At 60.6% G+C, this 13,924-nt stretch carries 10 protein-coding genes and 1 tRNA gene; 2 read left to right on the top strand and 9 right to left on the bottom strand.

Annotated features, from left to right (window positions below; translation table 11 throughout):
- Positions 1–56 precede the first annotated feature (56 nt).
- Positions 57–1,487 (bottom strand): phosphomannomutase, encoded by a 1,431-nt coding sequence (locus FHW37_RS09590; RefSeq protein WP_145635409.1) that lies wholly within the window; start codon positions 1,485–1,487, stop codon positions 57–59.
- Positions 1,488–1,799: 312 nt separating this feature from the next.
- Between FHW37_RS09590 and FHW37_RS09585 the strand changes: the two genes are divergently transcribed.
- Positions 1,800–3,116, top strand: coding sequence for a capsular polysaccharide biosynthesis protein (locus FHW37_RS09585; RefSeq protein WP_246690716.1), 1,317 nt, complete (start codon positions 1,800–1,802; stop codon positions 3,114–3,116).
- 73 nt (positions 3,117–3,189) lie between these two features.
- Here FHW37_RS09585 and FHW37_RS09580 read toward each other — a convergent pair whose 3' ends face one another.
- Entirely contained in the window at positions 3,190–3,546 is a 357-nt protein-coding gene (locus FHW37_RS09580) for a hypothetical protein (RefSeq protein ID WP_432442834.1), read from the bottom strand.
- Between the two features lie 259 nt (positions 3,547–3,805).
- Here FHW37_RS09580 and FHW37_RS09575 point away from each other — a divergent pair.
- A tRNA-Pro gene (locus FHW37_RS09575) sits at positions 3,806–3,882 on the top strand.
- A gap of 102 nt (positions 3,883–3,984) precedes the next feature.
- Here FHW37_RS09575 and FHW37_RS09570 read toward each other — a convergent pair.
- Genes FHW37_RS09570 through FHW37_RS09540 form a run of 7 tightly spaced genes read right to left on the bottom strand, consistent with a single transcriptional unit; the run spans position 3,985 to position 13,679 of the window.
- Complete coding sequence (locus FHW37_RS09570) at positions 3,985–5,163, bottom strand: glycosyltransferase family protein (RefSeq protein ID WP_145635405.1); 1,179 nt, start codon at positions 5,161–5,163, stop codon at positions 3,985–3,987.
- Complete coding sequence (locus FHW37_RS09565; RefSeq protein WP_145635403.1) at positions 5,160–6,407, bottom strand: glycosyltransferase family 4 protein; 1,248 nt, start codon at positions 6,405–6,407, stop codon at positions 5,160–5,162. The genes FHW37_RS09570 and FHW37_RS09565 overlap by 4 nt, the downstream gene beginning before the upstream one ends.
- Before the next feature lie 9 nt (positions 6,408–6,416).
- Positions 6,417–7,622, bottom strand: coding sequence for a glycosyltransferase family protein (locus FHW37_RS09560; protein ID WP_145635401.1), 1,206 nt, complete (start codon positions 7,620–7,622; stop codon positions 6,417–6,419).
- Positions 7,623–7,680: 58 nt separating this feature from the next.
- Entirely contained in the window at positions 7,681–8,856 is a 1,176-nt protein-coding gene (locus FHW37_RS09555; protein WP_145635399.1) for an ABC transporter permease, read from the bottom strand.
- Positions 8,853–9,851 (bottom strand): ABC transporter permease, encoded by a 999-nt coding sequence (locus FHW37_RS09550; protein ID WP_145635397.1) that lies wholly within the window; start codon positions 9,849–9,851, stop codon positions 8,853–8,855. The genes FHW37_RS09555 and FHW37_RS09550 overlap by 4 nt, the downstream gene beginning before the upstream one ends.
- Position 9,852: 1 nt before the next feature.
- Complete coding sequence (locus tag FHW37_RS09545) at positions 9,853–11,781, bottom strand: ABC transporter substrate-binding protein (protein ID WP_246690736.1); 1,929 nt, start codon at positions 11,779–11,781, stop codon at positions 9,853–9,855.
- Positions 11,782–11,783: 2 nt separating this feature from the next.
- Positions 11,784–13,679, bottom strand: a complete 1,896-nt coding sequence (locus FHW37_RS09540; protein ID WP_145635395.1) for an ABC transporter ATP-binding protein — start codon at positions 13,677–13,679, stop codon at positions 11,784–11,786.
- Positions 13,680–13,924: the final 245 nt, after the last annotated feature.

The raw sequence follows: 13,924 nt of genomic DNA, 5'->3' as shown, positions 1-13,924 counted from the left end.
GCTTGCTGTTGTTCATGCCGCGCCGATCATTCGGCGCCGCCTTGTCAATCAATAGGTCAGTATTTTGCGTTTTGTGCCCAGGCGCGGATCAGGCCGAGGCCCTGCGCCAGAAGCGTCTTGGCATCCGCTTCATTGCCAGCTTCGACATAGCAGCGCATTTCCGGCGCATTACCGGAGGGGCGAAGGTGCACGATCCGGCGATCAGCAAGCGTCACGCGAAGCCCGTCGGTGTCGTCCTTCGAAGCGACCTTGCCGATCAGCGCCAGAAAAACAGCGAGATTCGCATCGGAAGCCCTCAAGTGCTTCATCAATGCGGCGCTGATTTCGACGGCAAAGTTTTCCAGACGGTCGGCTGCGGCAAATGCGAGTTTGTAGCTTGCCGCAAGCGCGCTCAAGCTCGCCTTGGTGGACGCGGCGCCATAAAGCGTCGCTAGAACCGGCAGGAAGCTGTCGCGGGTCGGCAGGGCAACAAGCGTTTCGCCTGCAACGGAAAAATCAGAACCGGTCAGCGTTCCGCCATTGGCCTCGAAACCGACCACCGCCGTCTTCCCACCTTTGGCAGCATCCTGCATGCCGGCAATCACGAAGGGAGAGCCGACCTTGGTGCGCAGAACTTCGAACTCACCGGCGGCCTCTATGCCGGAATTCGACGTGACCGGGGTCACGACCGCATCGGCGGAGAGGAATTTTGCGGCAATCAGGCCAAGCAGGTCGCCCCGCAGCGGCTCACCGGTTTCGTCGGCAACAAGCGGACGATCGCCATCACCGTCGGCAGAAACGATCACATCGAGCCCGTGTTCAGCAGCCCAGCCCTTCAGGAAGGAAATCGTCTCGGCGGAGACCGCTTCCGTATCGACGGGAATGAAGGTCTGGGAGCGCCCGAGCGCCAAGACCTCTGCACCGTAACCTTCAAGCACCTCGACAAACAGGTCGCGGGCGACGGTGGAATGCTGGTAGACGCCGACCTTCAGGCCCTTGAGTGCATCGACAGGCAGAAGGACCGAATTGCGGGCGACAAATTTCACCAGCGCATCCTGCGACCGGTCGGGCGCGGTGCCGGGCGTGAAGTCGATCTCGGATTTTTCCAGTTCGGCGGCGATCGCGGTAATGCGCGCCTCATCCGATTTGTCGATTTCACCATCCGGGCGATAGAATTTTATGCCGTTGCGGTCGTCCGGAATATGCGACCCTGTGACCATCAGACAGGCGGCACCGATGCTCGAGGCGTAGAGCGCCAGAGCCGGCGTCGGCAAGGCGCCGCAATCCACCGGCGAAAGACCGGCTCTTGCCAGTGCACCAATGGCGGTGGCGGCAATCGAAGGGCTCGATGAGCGGAAATCCTGCCCGACCAGAACCATGCCGCCGGGGGGGAGCAGGCCGGCTTCAAGCAGGTGTCGTGCAAAAGCGGTCGTGTAGAGCGAGGAAGCACGTCCCTCAAGATCAATCACCAGTCCACGAAGACCGCTGGTTCCGAATTTAAGAGACATGCAGTTTCTTTTGCGCCAGGTTTCGGTTTCACTGAACGGAATGGTCCGGCAAACCTTGAAAGTCCGCCGTTTGATGTCCGATTTGCTATGCAAGACCATGCGTTCCGGGTCAAGCTTTGTCTCATCTTGTCGGGCTCGGAGAAGGCCGAAGCATGGGGAAACAACCTTTTCGGGCACAAGGCGCCATCTGTTTGGCTATCGATATTTAGGGAGCGATTTCAGGTTGCGATGGACCATCTGGCCATCCCGCGTTAACTGGTCATCATCGCTCTGCGGCTGTGCCCGAAGTGCGGTTTTGAGGGAAGCCAAAACTTGGAAAACATTCTGGTGGCAAACGTATCGATCGACAGGCCGGATCTTGCAGGTCGCCATGTCTTTGCGCTCCAGATGCGCCGCTGGAAAGGGCCGATGCTCGAGGCCTATTTTCCCGGTACACGCTTCGATTATCTGCCGCTCTATCTTTCGCCAAAAGCCTTTTTCCGAGACTGGAAGGCAACCATCCTTGCCACGCCGAACAGCGCGCTTCTTGTCTGGGGGCGCAACATCCCGGACGAGGTCCTGAAATTTGCCCGTGAAAATTCCATCCCGGTCTATTTCATGGAGGATGGCTTTATCCGTTCACTGGCCGCCAATGCCAGTCACAGCCTGTCCTTCTCGCTGACGCTGGATAGCCGTACGCCCTATTTCGACAGCCGCCAGGCATCGGATCTCGAAAACATCCTGGCGACCTACGACTTCGCGGCCGATCCCGCACTGATTGCGCGTGCCCGTTTGGCCATGGACAAGCTGCTTGCCTCGGGCCTCAGCAAATACAACGCTCCGGCGGCCATATCGGCATCCGTTGCCGAGGTCGAGACTAGGCCGACAACGCGCCGTATCCTCGTTATCGGTCAGGTCGAGGATGATGCCTCGATTCAGCTCGGCTGCGACCGGCTGGTCAACAACAACGACCTCGTCCGCCTCGCCGCATCGGAAAACCCCGGCTGCGAGATCCTCTACAAGCCACATCCGGATGTGCTGAATGGCGTCCGCAAGCGTCTTTCCGACCCGTCCGACGTTGCTCATCTGGCGACGATCGTGACGGACCCGGTGCCGCTGCCGCAGCTGCTCGACCGGGTTGATCATGTCTATACCATCACCTCGCTCGGCGGTTTCGAGGCGCTGATGCGCGGCAAGCCGGTCACGGCTTTCGGAATGCCCTTTTATGCCGGATGGGGATTGACCGATGACCGGCAGGCAAGCCCGCGGCGCGGACGCAAACTCGCTGTAGAGGAAGTTTTTGCCGCTGCCTATCTTCTCTATCCCCGATATTTCGATCCCGTCGAAGGAGCTGAGATAAGCTTCGAGACATGTTTTGAGAACGCGCTGCAGTGGCGAAAGTCCGGCATGCCGGAAAGCCGCATCGCATCGGCACAGATGCCGCCAAAACCTGCTTTCGCTCTCTCAGGACCCTACGGCCTCCTCGGCTGGCGCCATCTCATGACGCCCTTCGTCGCTCGCCTTATCGCGACAATCGGCTCTGCAGACGACGTGACGGATTACCGGACAAACCCGATCCTGTTCTTCCGCGAGCTTTCGAACCCGAAGCTGAGAAGGCTCGGGCGCCTACTTTATCCACACGACGGCTGACACAGGGCAAAGAAAAGCCGGCAGAGGCGCATTGCCAGCTGCCGGCCTGATGTTTTTGAAAATGCCTGCCCGCTTACTTGGCGGTCAGCACTTCTTCGCAATAGCTTTTGCCGCTGGCGCCCGGACGGTCGCCGATCACGGAAATGTCGCGGATCGTGTAATTTTCCGAAACGGTGATCTTGGCCGAGCAGCTGACGCTGACCGAGCGGCCTTCCTTCGTCTTGATCCGCGAGTAACCGCCGCGCCAGTTGTAGATGGTCGAGGAACCGCTGTCGGTATCGCTGAGCGGGGGATTGTATTTTGCGAAGAACTCGCCGGCCGAATGGCCAACCCAGCGGGCGTTGATCGGGCTTTCCGCGATGCTGACGGTGGTGCAGGAGGTCAGGGCAAGTGCAAGAAGGGTGGTCGATGCGATGAGGCTGCGGCTCATGATCCTCGAAATCCTCGTAATGTCGAAAGTGTGAGCAAGGTTTTGCTAAAGCGCAGCTAACAGATTTTTGGGCGCGTCTGCGAGGTCATGCGGAACAATGCACATCAAATTTTACGAAAGCCGCTTTTTTGCAACGCATTGCAAGCTTTCGCGACGGCTGCCGGCGGCCATTTCGGGGCTTGAGAAATTTTGCCGGCAAATTTTTCAAAAGGGCGCTTGTGGAACGGAAAATGCTGCTCTATAGAGGCGCCACTGGTCACGGAGTGTAGCGCAGTCTGGTAGCGCACCACGTTCGGGACGTGGGGGTCGCAAGTTCGAATCTTGCCACTCCGACCAGTCAGAAAGCCCGCATTTGCGGGCTTTTTCTTTTTCTGCCGTTTGAAAATGCCAAACCGCTCATACGCGATCTTCATGAAAAGGCCGAAGACTGCGTTGGCGTTATGCCAGCAGCCGATCGAGGATCGCGGCCGTTTCCTCCGCACCGTCCAGCGAGAGCGACAGCGTCGCTGCCGGCTTCAGTGCGGCAGCACGGGTGATGGCGGCGGCGAGTGCTTCGCCAGACAGTTCCGCTTCGGTCACGACTTCCGCAAGTCCGAGGCCTGCTAGTTTTTCAGCCCGCACCGTCTGTTCCGTCTCGCCGCCGGTCGCAAAGGGGATCAGCACCGGGCGGCAGCCGGTCTGGAGCAGGTCGCAGACCGTGTTGTAGCCGGCCTGCGAGATCGAGAGCTCGGCATTGGCGAGCAGGGAAGGGAAATCCGGGCGGAAGCGGATGACGGTGACATTGTCTGGTGCAGATGCGGAAATGTGGTCAAAATCAGCGGCTGGCAGGTTCGGGCCGGTAATGACGCACCAGGAGCGGCGGTCACCCAGGATGCGTTGTGCCTCGAGCGATGCCGTGATCAGCCCGGCGCCGACCGCGCCGCCGCCGGCCGAGACGAGCATGTCGAAACGGTCTGCAGCAGGCTCCGGCTTCCTCGGGGCGACGAGGCCCGTATAATGGATTTTTGATGCAAATTCGGATGCGCGCGGAAACGTTTCTTCCAGTTTCACAAAGCGCTCGTCGCCATGCACCAGCACGCCGTCGAAATGGTCGTTGACCAGGCTGATCGTCTCGTCGTCGCGCCCGGCCTTGCGGTTTTCCTGCAGGATGTCGCGCACGGAGGAGAGCAGGAGGGGCTTTTGCGGCGCCTGCCTGACGGCGGAAAGCAGCGGAAGGAGTTCGAAACGCACCTGTCGACGGCCGAAGGGAAAGGCTTCGATGATCACGGCAACCGGGTTCGTCTCGTGAAAGGTTTCAAGCAGAAGCGCGGTGCGGCGCTCCTCGAAAGCCTTGTCCACCGGCTTGCCGTTCTCGTCGGCGAGGCTTGAAAAGCCGCTGTTCGAGGCGACCACGGGTGGAAGCTGGACATGTTTCACGCCTTCCGGCGGAAAGCCGCGCACGGGTGTTCCCCCCGTCACCAGCGTCACGTCGAAACCAGCTTTTTGCAGCGCCTGCGCCACCCGGCTCGCGCGCACGATATGGCCGATGCCGAGCAGGTGCTGGACATAAAACAGAACCGGTCGGCCGGCACCGGGAAGAGACGTATAAGGAAGGGAAGACGTCGTTGCAGCGCTCATGACTTCGCTCCCGACGTCCAGCTTTCGGAAAACAGCCGTTTCAGGTCGGCAATGCTGGTGTGATAGTCGAAATCGCTGCGTACCCGGTTTTCCGCCGCCTTGCCGAGGCCGATACGCAAGGCTGGATCCCGCATCGCCCGCTCCAGCGCCTGCGCCAGTTGCTGCGGCTGGTCCGGCTCGACCAGCAGGCCGTTTTCGCCGTCGACGAATAATTCCGAAATGCCGGAAATATCGGTCGCGACGATCGGCAGGTTCTGGCTGGAGGCTTCGACAAGCACGTTGGGCAGGCCGTCGCGGTCGCCATCGGCGGTGATCCGGCAGGCGAGAGTGAAGAGGTCGCTGTCGCGATAGTGCTGCAGCACGTCGCGCTGGTCGAGTGCCCCCTTCCAGGTGATACGCTCGGCGATCTTCAGGTCGGTCGCGATCGCTTTCAGCCGGGACAATTCCTCGCCGCCGCCGATATGGATGAACGTCCAGCAGAGTTCGGCCGGCAGAAGCGAAAGGGCCTTGAGCAGCGTGTCATAGCCCTTTTTCGGCACGGCGCGGCCGACACTCAGGATCCGCACCGGATCGGCGGGATCGGAACCGTCCCGTCGGCTGCGGTCGCCCTCGAAGGCCGGAAAGCGCTTGAGGTCGAGGCCGTGATAGCTCAGATGCACGTTCGGCCGGGTGGAAAGGCTTGCAAGTTTCTGAAAGCCGGTGCGGGTGCAGGTCACGGCCCAGCGGGCGTCGTTCAGCTTGTCCCTGAGGTCCGAGTCGCCGGATGTCCAGATATCCTTGGCATGGGCCGAGACGGTCCAGGGCGTGCCGCTCATCAGGCTCGTGTAGCGGGCGACGGCGGCCGGTGTGTGGATGAAATGCACATGCAGCCAGGATGCGTCTGCCGGCCATTCGGCGGCCAGCACGGCAGCCTGCCCGAAACGGCGAAAGCGGTTACGGGAAACATCCTTGGGCAGGTCGCGCAGGAAGGCGGACAGCGCCTTGCCGAAGCCGGGCATGCGGCAGACTTTCCACAATGCCTTGAGGACACGGCCGGGTTCTTCATGCAGATATTCCGGCAGGTAGCTCACCGGCGCCTGGATCTCGTCATGCACCGGGTGGCGTTTCTTGTCGGTCGGCCGGCGCATCGCCACCAGTTTCAGGCGAAAACCGGCGCGTTCGAGGCCGAGCAGCTCCTGCGCGATGAAGGTTTCCGAAAGCCTCGGATAGCCCTTCAGGAGCACGACCATTGTCTTGTTCGTCATGATAAAATGTCAGCCCTGCACGACGGCAAGGTGAAAACCCTTGTTCTTGAACCAGCCTTCGACGATCTGCGAAATATGCGGCAGGCCTTCCATCTGCAGTCCCGGCGCGCTGACTGAGGGCGGATCCCGCTCCCAGAGCTGCTTGATCGCGTCGGCGAATTTCGGCGCATCGCAGCTGTCTTCGGCAGACAGCATGTCGATCAGCCCGAGTTCGGCGGCGCGGGTGGCGCGGATCAGCTGCTCTTCGCGCGGCTGGGTGCGCGGCACGATCAGTGCCGGTTTGTCGAAGGAGAGGATCTCGCAATAGGTATTGTAGCCCCCCATGGCGATCACCGCCTTGGCGCCGGCAATGCGGTCTTCCATGCGGTTGTCGAATTCGATGACTTCGAGCAGCGGATGGTTCTTGCAGGCCTCGGTGAAATTCGCCCGCTGTTCGGCCGGCATATAGGGGCCGAGCACGATCACGGCCTTGTAGGTCAGCGTCGGGTCGGCCTCATAGGCGGCGATCACGTCACGCACCAGATCGGCGCCATCGCCGCCACCACCGGTCGTCACCAGCAGATAGTCCTCGTCGGTTTCCGCCTCCGGCTGGGCGTCGATCGAGACCTTGCGCTGCAGAAAGCCGACGAACTGCATTTTCGAGCGCACGGCGGGTGGCGCATCCATGCCTTCGAGCGGATCGTAGAATTCCGGCGGGCCATAGACCCAGATGTCGTCGTAAAGCTGGCCGATCTTGCGCAGCGTGTCATGACGCTGCCATTCGGCCTGCAGCAGATGCGGCGCATCCATCACGTCGCGCAGGCCGAGAACCAGCGTCGTGCCCTTGGTCTTCAGGTAGACGAGCGTGTCTTCCACCTCGCCGCGCAGGCCAAGTGGTTCCTTGTCGATGATGAAGATGTCCGGCTCGAAACTTTCCGCCGTATGGCGGATGATCGACTGGCGCATCTTCATGGTTTCCTGAAGATCGATATGCCGGTCCATCGACGTGTATTCACCGTTGCGCAGCTTGATCACGCTCGGGATCTTCACGAAATCGACGCGGGCGCGATAGTTGAACGCGCCGGCAATCGTTGCGCCGGAAATGATCAGCACCTGCAGACCGCGGTAGTTTTCTACCAGCGAGTCGGCAATCGTCCGACACCGGCGCAGATGGCCGAGACCGAACGTGTCATGGCTGTACATGAGAATGCGTGCGTTACCCAGATGACGCGACATGCCCTATCTGCCCCCAATACCCTGAAACTCGCTGAACATAGCCCGTATGCAGCACATGCTACTTGTATGGATCTGCTGCATCTCTGAGGCCATCACCGAGGAAATTGAATGCAAGAATAACGAATATCACTGGCACGACCGGGATCAGCAGCCAAGGATAAAGAGCGACGGCGCTGACGCTTCGCGCTTCTGTGAGAAGCACGCCCCAGCTCGTGATCGGAGGTCTAAGACCAAGTCCAAGGAAACTCAACGTGGTTTCGCCAAGGATCATACCCGGAATGGTAAGTGTTGCACTGGCAATCAGGTGCGACATAAAGCCTGGGATGAGATGCCGGCCGATGATGCGCGTGCTGCCGGCCCCCATCAGCTGTGCCGCAAGCACGTAATCCTCTTCACGCAGCGCCAGCAATTTCGAGCGCACCGCGCGCGCAAGCCCCGTCCAGTCGAGCATGCCGAGAATGAAGGTAATGCCGAGATAGATCAGCATCGGGCTCCAGTCGGCCGGCATGATGGCGGCCAGCGCCAGCCAGAGCGGAATATGCGGTATCGATTGCAGAACCTCGATGACACGCTGGGTGACGAGATCGAACCAGCCGCCCCAATAACCGGCAATGCCACCGATGACGATACCGAGGATGAAGCTGGTCGCCACGCCGAGAAGGCCGATCGTCAGCGAGATGCGGGCGCCGTAGATGATCCGCGAAAGCATGTCGCGGCCGAGGCGATCTGTGCCAAGTAGGTGGAACTGACCGCCTTCGGCCGGGCAGACGAGGTGGAAATTGCCGGGTATCGCGCCCCAGAACCGGTAGCTTTCGCCCGAGCAGAAGAAACGCAGTTTCTGCACGTCGGAATGATCGTCGGAATAGACGCGCCTCAGCGTCGTCATGTCCAGTTCCATCTTCTGCCCGTAGACGAAGGGGCCGACGAAATTGCCGTCATGGAACAGATGCACGCCTTGCGGCGGCGCATAGATGAAATCGACATTGCGGCTATGCACCTTGTAGGGCGCCAGGATCTCGACGAAGACGATCGCGATATAGGCGATCAACAGCAAGATGCCGGAAATCAGCGCCAGCCGGTGCTTTTTGAACCGCCACCACATCAGCGTCAGCTGCGAGGCTTCCTTCGCCTGCGACGATCCTTGCGCGGTCTTTTCGACGTCATAGGGGTCGAAGGGCCCCTGATGCACGTAATGGGCCAGTGCGCCCGCTTCCCTCGGCCGATCAACGGTCACTTGGTTTTTCCTCCGCGCAGTCGGATTCTCGGGTCGAACAGGGCAAGCGCGATATCCGATATCAGCACGCCGATGACGGTCAGGAAACTCAGGAACATCAGGAACGAGCCGGCCAGATACATGTCCTGGCTCTGCAGCGCACGGATCAGCATCGGGCCGGTGGTTTCGAGCGACAGGACCACGGCGGTGATTTCCGCACCTGAGATGACCGAGGGCAGGATCGAGCCGATGTCGGAAATGAAGAAGTTGAGCGACATCCTGAGCGGATAACGGACAAGCACCTTGAACGGATGCAGGCCCTTCGCCTTGGCAGTCATCACATATTGCTTGTGCAACTCGTCCAGCAGATTGGCGCGCAGGCGGCGAACCATGCCGGCGGTGCCGGCCGTGCCGATGATGATGACCGGGATCCAGAGATGTTCGAGGATCGACTTGAACTTCGCCCAGCTCATGGGTTCGCTGATGTAGTTCGGGTCCATCAGATGGCCGATCGACGTGCCGAACCAGATATTGGCGAAATACATCAGCACCAGCGCCAGCACGAAATTCGGGATCGCAAGGCCGATCAGGCCAAGCAGCGTCAGCCCGTAATCGCCCCAGCTATACTGGTGCGTGGCGGAATAGACGCCGATCGGGAAGGCGAGCAGCCAGGTAAAGACGATCGTCACTGTCGAGACGAGAATGGTCAGCCAGATCCGGTCGCCGACCACGTCCGTCACCGGCAGGCGGTATTCGAACGAATAGCCGAAATCGCCATGCAGCATGCCGACGACCCAGTTGAGATAACGGATCGGCTCCGGCTGGTCGAAGCCATAGCGGGCGCGCAGCTCCTCGATTTCCTGCAGGTCGGCCTTTTCGCCGATCGCCTTCAGCTGTTCGATATAGCTTTCGAAATAGTCGCCCGGCGGCAGTTCGATGATCGTGAAGATCAGCATCGAGATCAGCACCAGGGTGGGGATCATCACCATCACCCGCCACAGAATATAACGCAGCATGTCAGGCGCTCTCCTCGTACCAGAAGGCGTCGGGCAGATAGACCCCGAGATAGGAGGTCGGATCGAAACCGTAGAGGGCTTTTTCCGGCAGGTTCTTCAGTTTTCTCGTGCGCACGATCGGCTGCAGCGTCGCATTGACGATGCCGATCGAAAACACCTGGTCGGTGAACAGCGCCAGCATCTTGTGCCAGATCTCCGCCCGCTGGTCATGGCCCTCGGCCTTGCGCCAGTCGTCATAGAGGTTGAGCAGCGAAATCGCCTCTTCCAGTTCCGGCGGATGTCCGTCACCGCCGCCTGAAAGCGTGTGCAGGCCCCAGATGCACCATTGCAGCTGGTCGTCGCTGGTCGGCGCCAGCTCCTTCGGCGACATGTCGGCCGTCGGCACGCCATTGTCGAGGCCGATACCGACCGACATGATCGCATCGCCGCCCTTGACGCGCCGGCGCAGAAGCTCGCGTTGCGACACATGCGGGAAAATCCTGAGGCCGATCTCGCGGAACTGGTCGGTCAGCAGTTCCAGCACGTCCGTCTCAAAGCTGTTTTCGCCGGTGATCTCGACGATGATCGTCGCCGGCCGTCCGTCGGGCAGTTTGCGCAGCCCGGTATCCTCGTCCATCGGCAGACCCGCCTCGTCGAGCAGGGCATTCGCCTTGGCCGGATCGAAGGCCGCCCAGGCATCGCGATATTCCGGCTTGAACAGCGGGCTTTCCGGCAAGATCGCGTTGGCGCTTTCCTTGGCGAGCCCGTAGAAGACGGCCTTGTTGATCTCGCCGCGATTGATCGCAAGCGACATTGCCCGGCGGAACCGCTTGTCCCACAGAACCTTGCGCCAGACATCGTCCTTGCAGTTGAGATTGGGGAAAAGTGCCATGCGCGAGCCCTGCGTGCGCTTCCACAGGTCCACTTCCAGCGAGTAGCGTTTTTCCGCGCCCTTCAGGAACGTGTAGTCGGCAAAATCGAGATTGGTGATCTGCAGGTCGCTTTCGCCGGTGCCGGTCTTGGCGGCAATCAGGTCGGCCGAGCTCACATCCAGCAGCACCCTGTCGATATAGGGCAGCTGCCGACCGTCTTCGTCGACCCGGTGATAATAGGGATTGCGATCGAACACGAAACGTTCGGCCGGCGGTTCGGTGCGGCTGCGCCAGGCGTCGAGCGTCGGCAGTTCCGGGTTTTCAGGCCGCACGGTGCGCGACATGCGCTGGTGCACGGCCGCCCAGTCATCCACCTTGAATTTTTTGATATACTGGTTGAGGATTTCCTTGGTCTGATATTTGACGTGGAACTGTTTCAGGTAGTTGGCCGGAAACATCAGACGTGTCGGCGAAGGCGATGCCTGGTCCGCCAGGAAATCCGGGTTCGGATCGTCCCAGCTGTAGCGCACGGTGCGCTCGTCGATCACCTCGAAACGCGGCGCCTTGCCGTTGATCAGCAGCGAGGTCGGCGGGCCGCCGCGGGCAAGCTTCTTCTCGTGAAAAACGTCTTCCCAGACATAACGGAAATCTTCCGTCGTGAACGGCGTGCCGTCCGACCATTTATGGCCTTCGCGCAGGTGGAAGGTGAAGACCCGCTCGTCCTTCACCTCATAGGCTTCAAGGATATCGGCCTCCAGCTGCAGCTGCGGATTATAACCCACCAGCCGGCTGTAGCAGTTGATCGGCATGTAGCGGATGTCGCGCTGACCACCGATCAGCATCCGCATCGTGCCGCCATGTTTGCCGGGGAGAAGCCCACGTTCCGAGAGTTTCAGCACGCGCGGCACTTTCGGCAGCCGCTCGTCCACCGGCGGCAGAGGCTGGTCGGGTGAGATCGTCGCAACGAAATCGGACTGGCTGTAGGCGGCGAAGGCCGTGCCGGACATTACCGCGGTCCCGGCAGCCGAGCCGAGAAGCGCCAGCATCTGGCGGCGGGTGATGGTGGAAAAATCGGACATGGTCATGCGGAAAGCTCCCGCGCATCGACATTCTTCTGGGCAAGCACCAGATGCCCGCCACCGAGGTCGATATGGGTCAGGTTGTCGGAATCCTTTTCCTCGATGAACTGCTTGCCCCAGATTTTCTTGGAGGCGGAGGTCGAGGTCCCGGTCAGGCCGAAATCCAGCTTGTGATCGAGGCTCGGCAGCGGCACGGCCGCCAACAGCTTCTTTGTATAGGGATGAACCGGTTTGCGCATGATCGTCTCGCAGGGGCCGATCTCGACGATGCGGCCGGCATACATCACGGCGACCCGGTCAGCCATATAGTTCACCACGGCCAGATTGTGCGAGATGAACAGATAGGTGAGGCCAAGTTCCTGCTTCAGGTCCTTCATCAGATTGAGGATCTGCGCCTGGATCGACACGTCGAGAGCCGAAACCGGCTCGTCGCAGATCAAGAGGTCAGGCCCGAGCGCCAGCGCGCGGGCAATGCCGATACGCTGCCTCTGGCCGCCGGAAAAGCTGTGCGGATACCGCATCAGCGCCGCATCCGGCAGGCCGACGGCGTTGATCAGCTTGCGCACCTGTTCCTGGCGCTTCTTCTTGTCGCCGCGGCCATGGATATCGAGCGGTTCGCGCACGATATGCTGCACCGGCATGCGCGGCGAAAGCGACGAGACCGGATCCTGAAACACCATCTGCAGGCGGGTGCGCAGTTCCTGCATCGCATCGCCCTTGGCATGCAGAACGTCGATCGGCCCGTTTTCGCCGTGATAGGTCACTTCGCCATGATCCGCGGAAAGGCCGCGCATGAGAATCTTGCTGAGCGTGGTCTTGCCGCAGCCGCTTTCGCCGACAAGGCCCAGCGTTTCGCCGCGCTTGATGTCGAATGAGACGTCGTTGACGGCAACGGTGCGGGCAGAATTCCCGCCGAAGCCAAAACTGCCGCTGCGTTTGCTCGCGAATGTCTTCGTCACGTGCTTGACGGAGAGGAGCACTTCCGGCGCCTGCCAGTTGCCGATCGCCCGACCCTTGGACATCAGGCCATGGGTATCGACCTGGATCTCGCGCAGCGGCTTCAGCCGTTCGGTGCGCGGCCGGTCGAAATCCGGAACGGCGGCCATCAGGCCCTTGGTATAGGCATGCTGCGGGTCGTCGAAAATGTCGGCGGCGGTGCCCGCTTCCATGACTTCGCCGCGATACATCACCACCACCTCGTCGGCCATCGAGGCAACGACGCCGAGATCGTGGGTGATCAGCATGATCGCCATGCCGAGCTGCGACTGCAGGTCCTGCAGCAGTTTCAGGATCTGCGCCTGAATGGTGACGTCGAGTGCGGTCGTCGGCTCGTCGGCGATCAGAAGGGCAGGGCGACAGACGAGCGCCATGGCGATCATTGCGCGCTGCCGCATGCCGCCGGAAAGCTCGAACGGATACATGTCGAAGACGCGGGCCGGATTGTCGAAGCCGACCAGGCCGAGCATTTCCTCGCTCGCCTTGCGGCGCTCCGCGGTCGACATCGCCGTGTGGATCTTCAGCACTTCCTCGATCTGGTCGCCGACCGTGTGGATCGGCGAAAACGAGGTCATCGGTTCCTGAAAGATCATGCCGATGCGGCTGCCGCGAATGGCGCGGATCTGGCGACCATCCTTGGGCAGCGAAAGAAGGTCGATCGACTTGCCGGTGGCGGGATCCGTAAACACCGCACGGCCGGAAATCTTCGCCGCTTCGGTCTCGATGCCCATCACCGCCCGGCCGAGCGCCGACTTGCCGGATCCGGATTCCCCCACAAGCGCCGTCACCTTGCCCGGACGCAGGCTCATGCCGAAATTCTTCACGGCATGAATAGAGCCACCCCACACAGGGAAGGAGACGTTCAGTCCTTCGATGTGAAGCAGTTCTGGACGCTTGATCATACGGGATTATTCCAGCTCGTTTATTTTGGGTAAACAGAATGTCATCGGGGTTGGAACAGAGCCTAGCCTAGGGTCCGGGGCCTGTCCATGTATAAGGCTCTCATTGGTTTTGTACTGTTCGTCTAACGCCCTTGACGGGGTTTGGATGCGATCTGTCCTTGATAAGACAGAAGAAAAGGTTTCTGTCTTGACGAATATGCGCGTGAATTCGGGTAAGAACGCATGCCGCGTAAGCTGGTTGCGTG

This window comes from Neorhizobium alkalisoli (assembly GCF_007829835.1).
GTDB lineage: Bacteria > Pseudomonadota > Alphaproteobacteria > Rhizobiales > Rhizobiaceae > Neorhizobium.
Note: the sequence above shows the minus strand (reverse complement) of the source record. Positions and strands in the feature narration are given on the sequence as shown.

Excerpts from the sequence above, each read along its gene's own strand:
- FHW37_RS09545 (WP_246690736.1), bottom strand. The coding sequence starts at position 11,781 with ATGTCCGATTTTTCCACCATCACCCGCCGCCAGATGCTGGCGCTTCTC.
- FHW37_RS09550 (WP_145635397.1), bottom strand. The coding sequence starts at position 9,851 with ATGCTGCGTTATATTCTGTGGCGGGTGATGGTGATGATCCCCACCCTG.
- FHW37_RS09540 (WP_145635395.1), bottom strand. The coding sequence starts at position 13,679 with ATGATCAAGCGTCCAGAACTGCTTCACATCGAAGGACTGAACGTCTCC.
- FHW37_RS09590 (WP_145635409.1), bottom strand. The coding sequence starts at position 1,487 with ATGTCTCTTAAATTCGGAACCAGCGGTCTTCGTGGACTGGTGATTGAT.
- FHW37_RS09580 (WP_432442834.1), bottom strand. The coding sequence starts at position 3,546 with ATGAGCCGCAGCCTCATCGCATCGACCACCCTTCTTGCACTTGCCCTG.
- FHW37_RS09560 (WP_145635401.1), bottom strand. The coding sequence starts at position 7,622 with ATGTCGCGTCATCTGGGTAACGCACGCATTCTCATGTACAGCCATGAC.
- FHW37_RS09565 (WP_145635403.1), bottom strand. The coding sequence starts at position 6,407 with ATGACGAACAAGACAATGGTCGTGCTCCTGAAGGGCTATCCGAGGCTT.
- FHW37_RS09570 (WP_145635405.1), bottom strand. The coding sequence starts at position 5,163 with ATGAGCGCTGCAACGACGTCTTCCCTTCCTTATACGTCTCTTCCCGGT.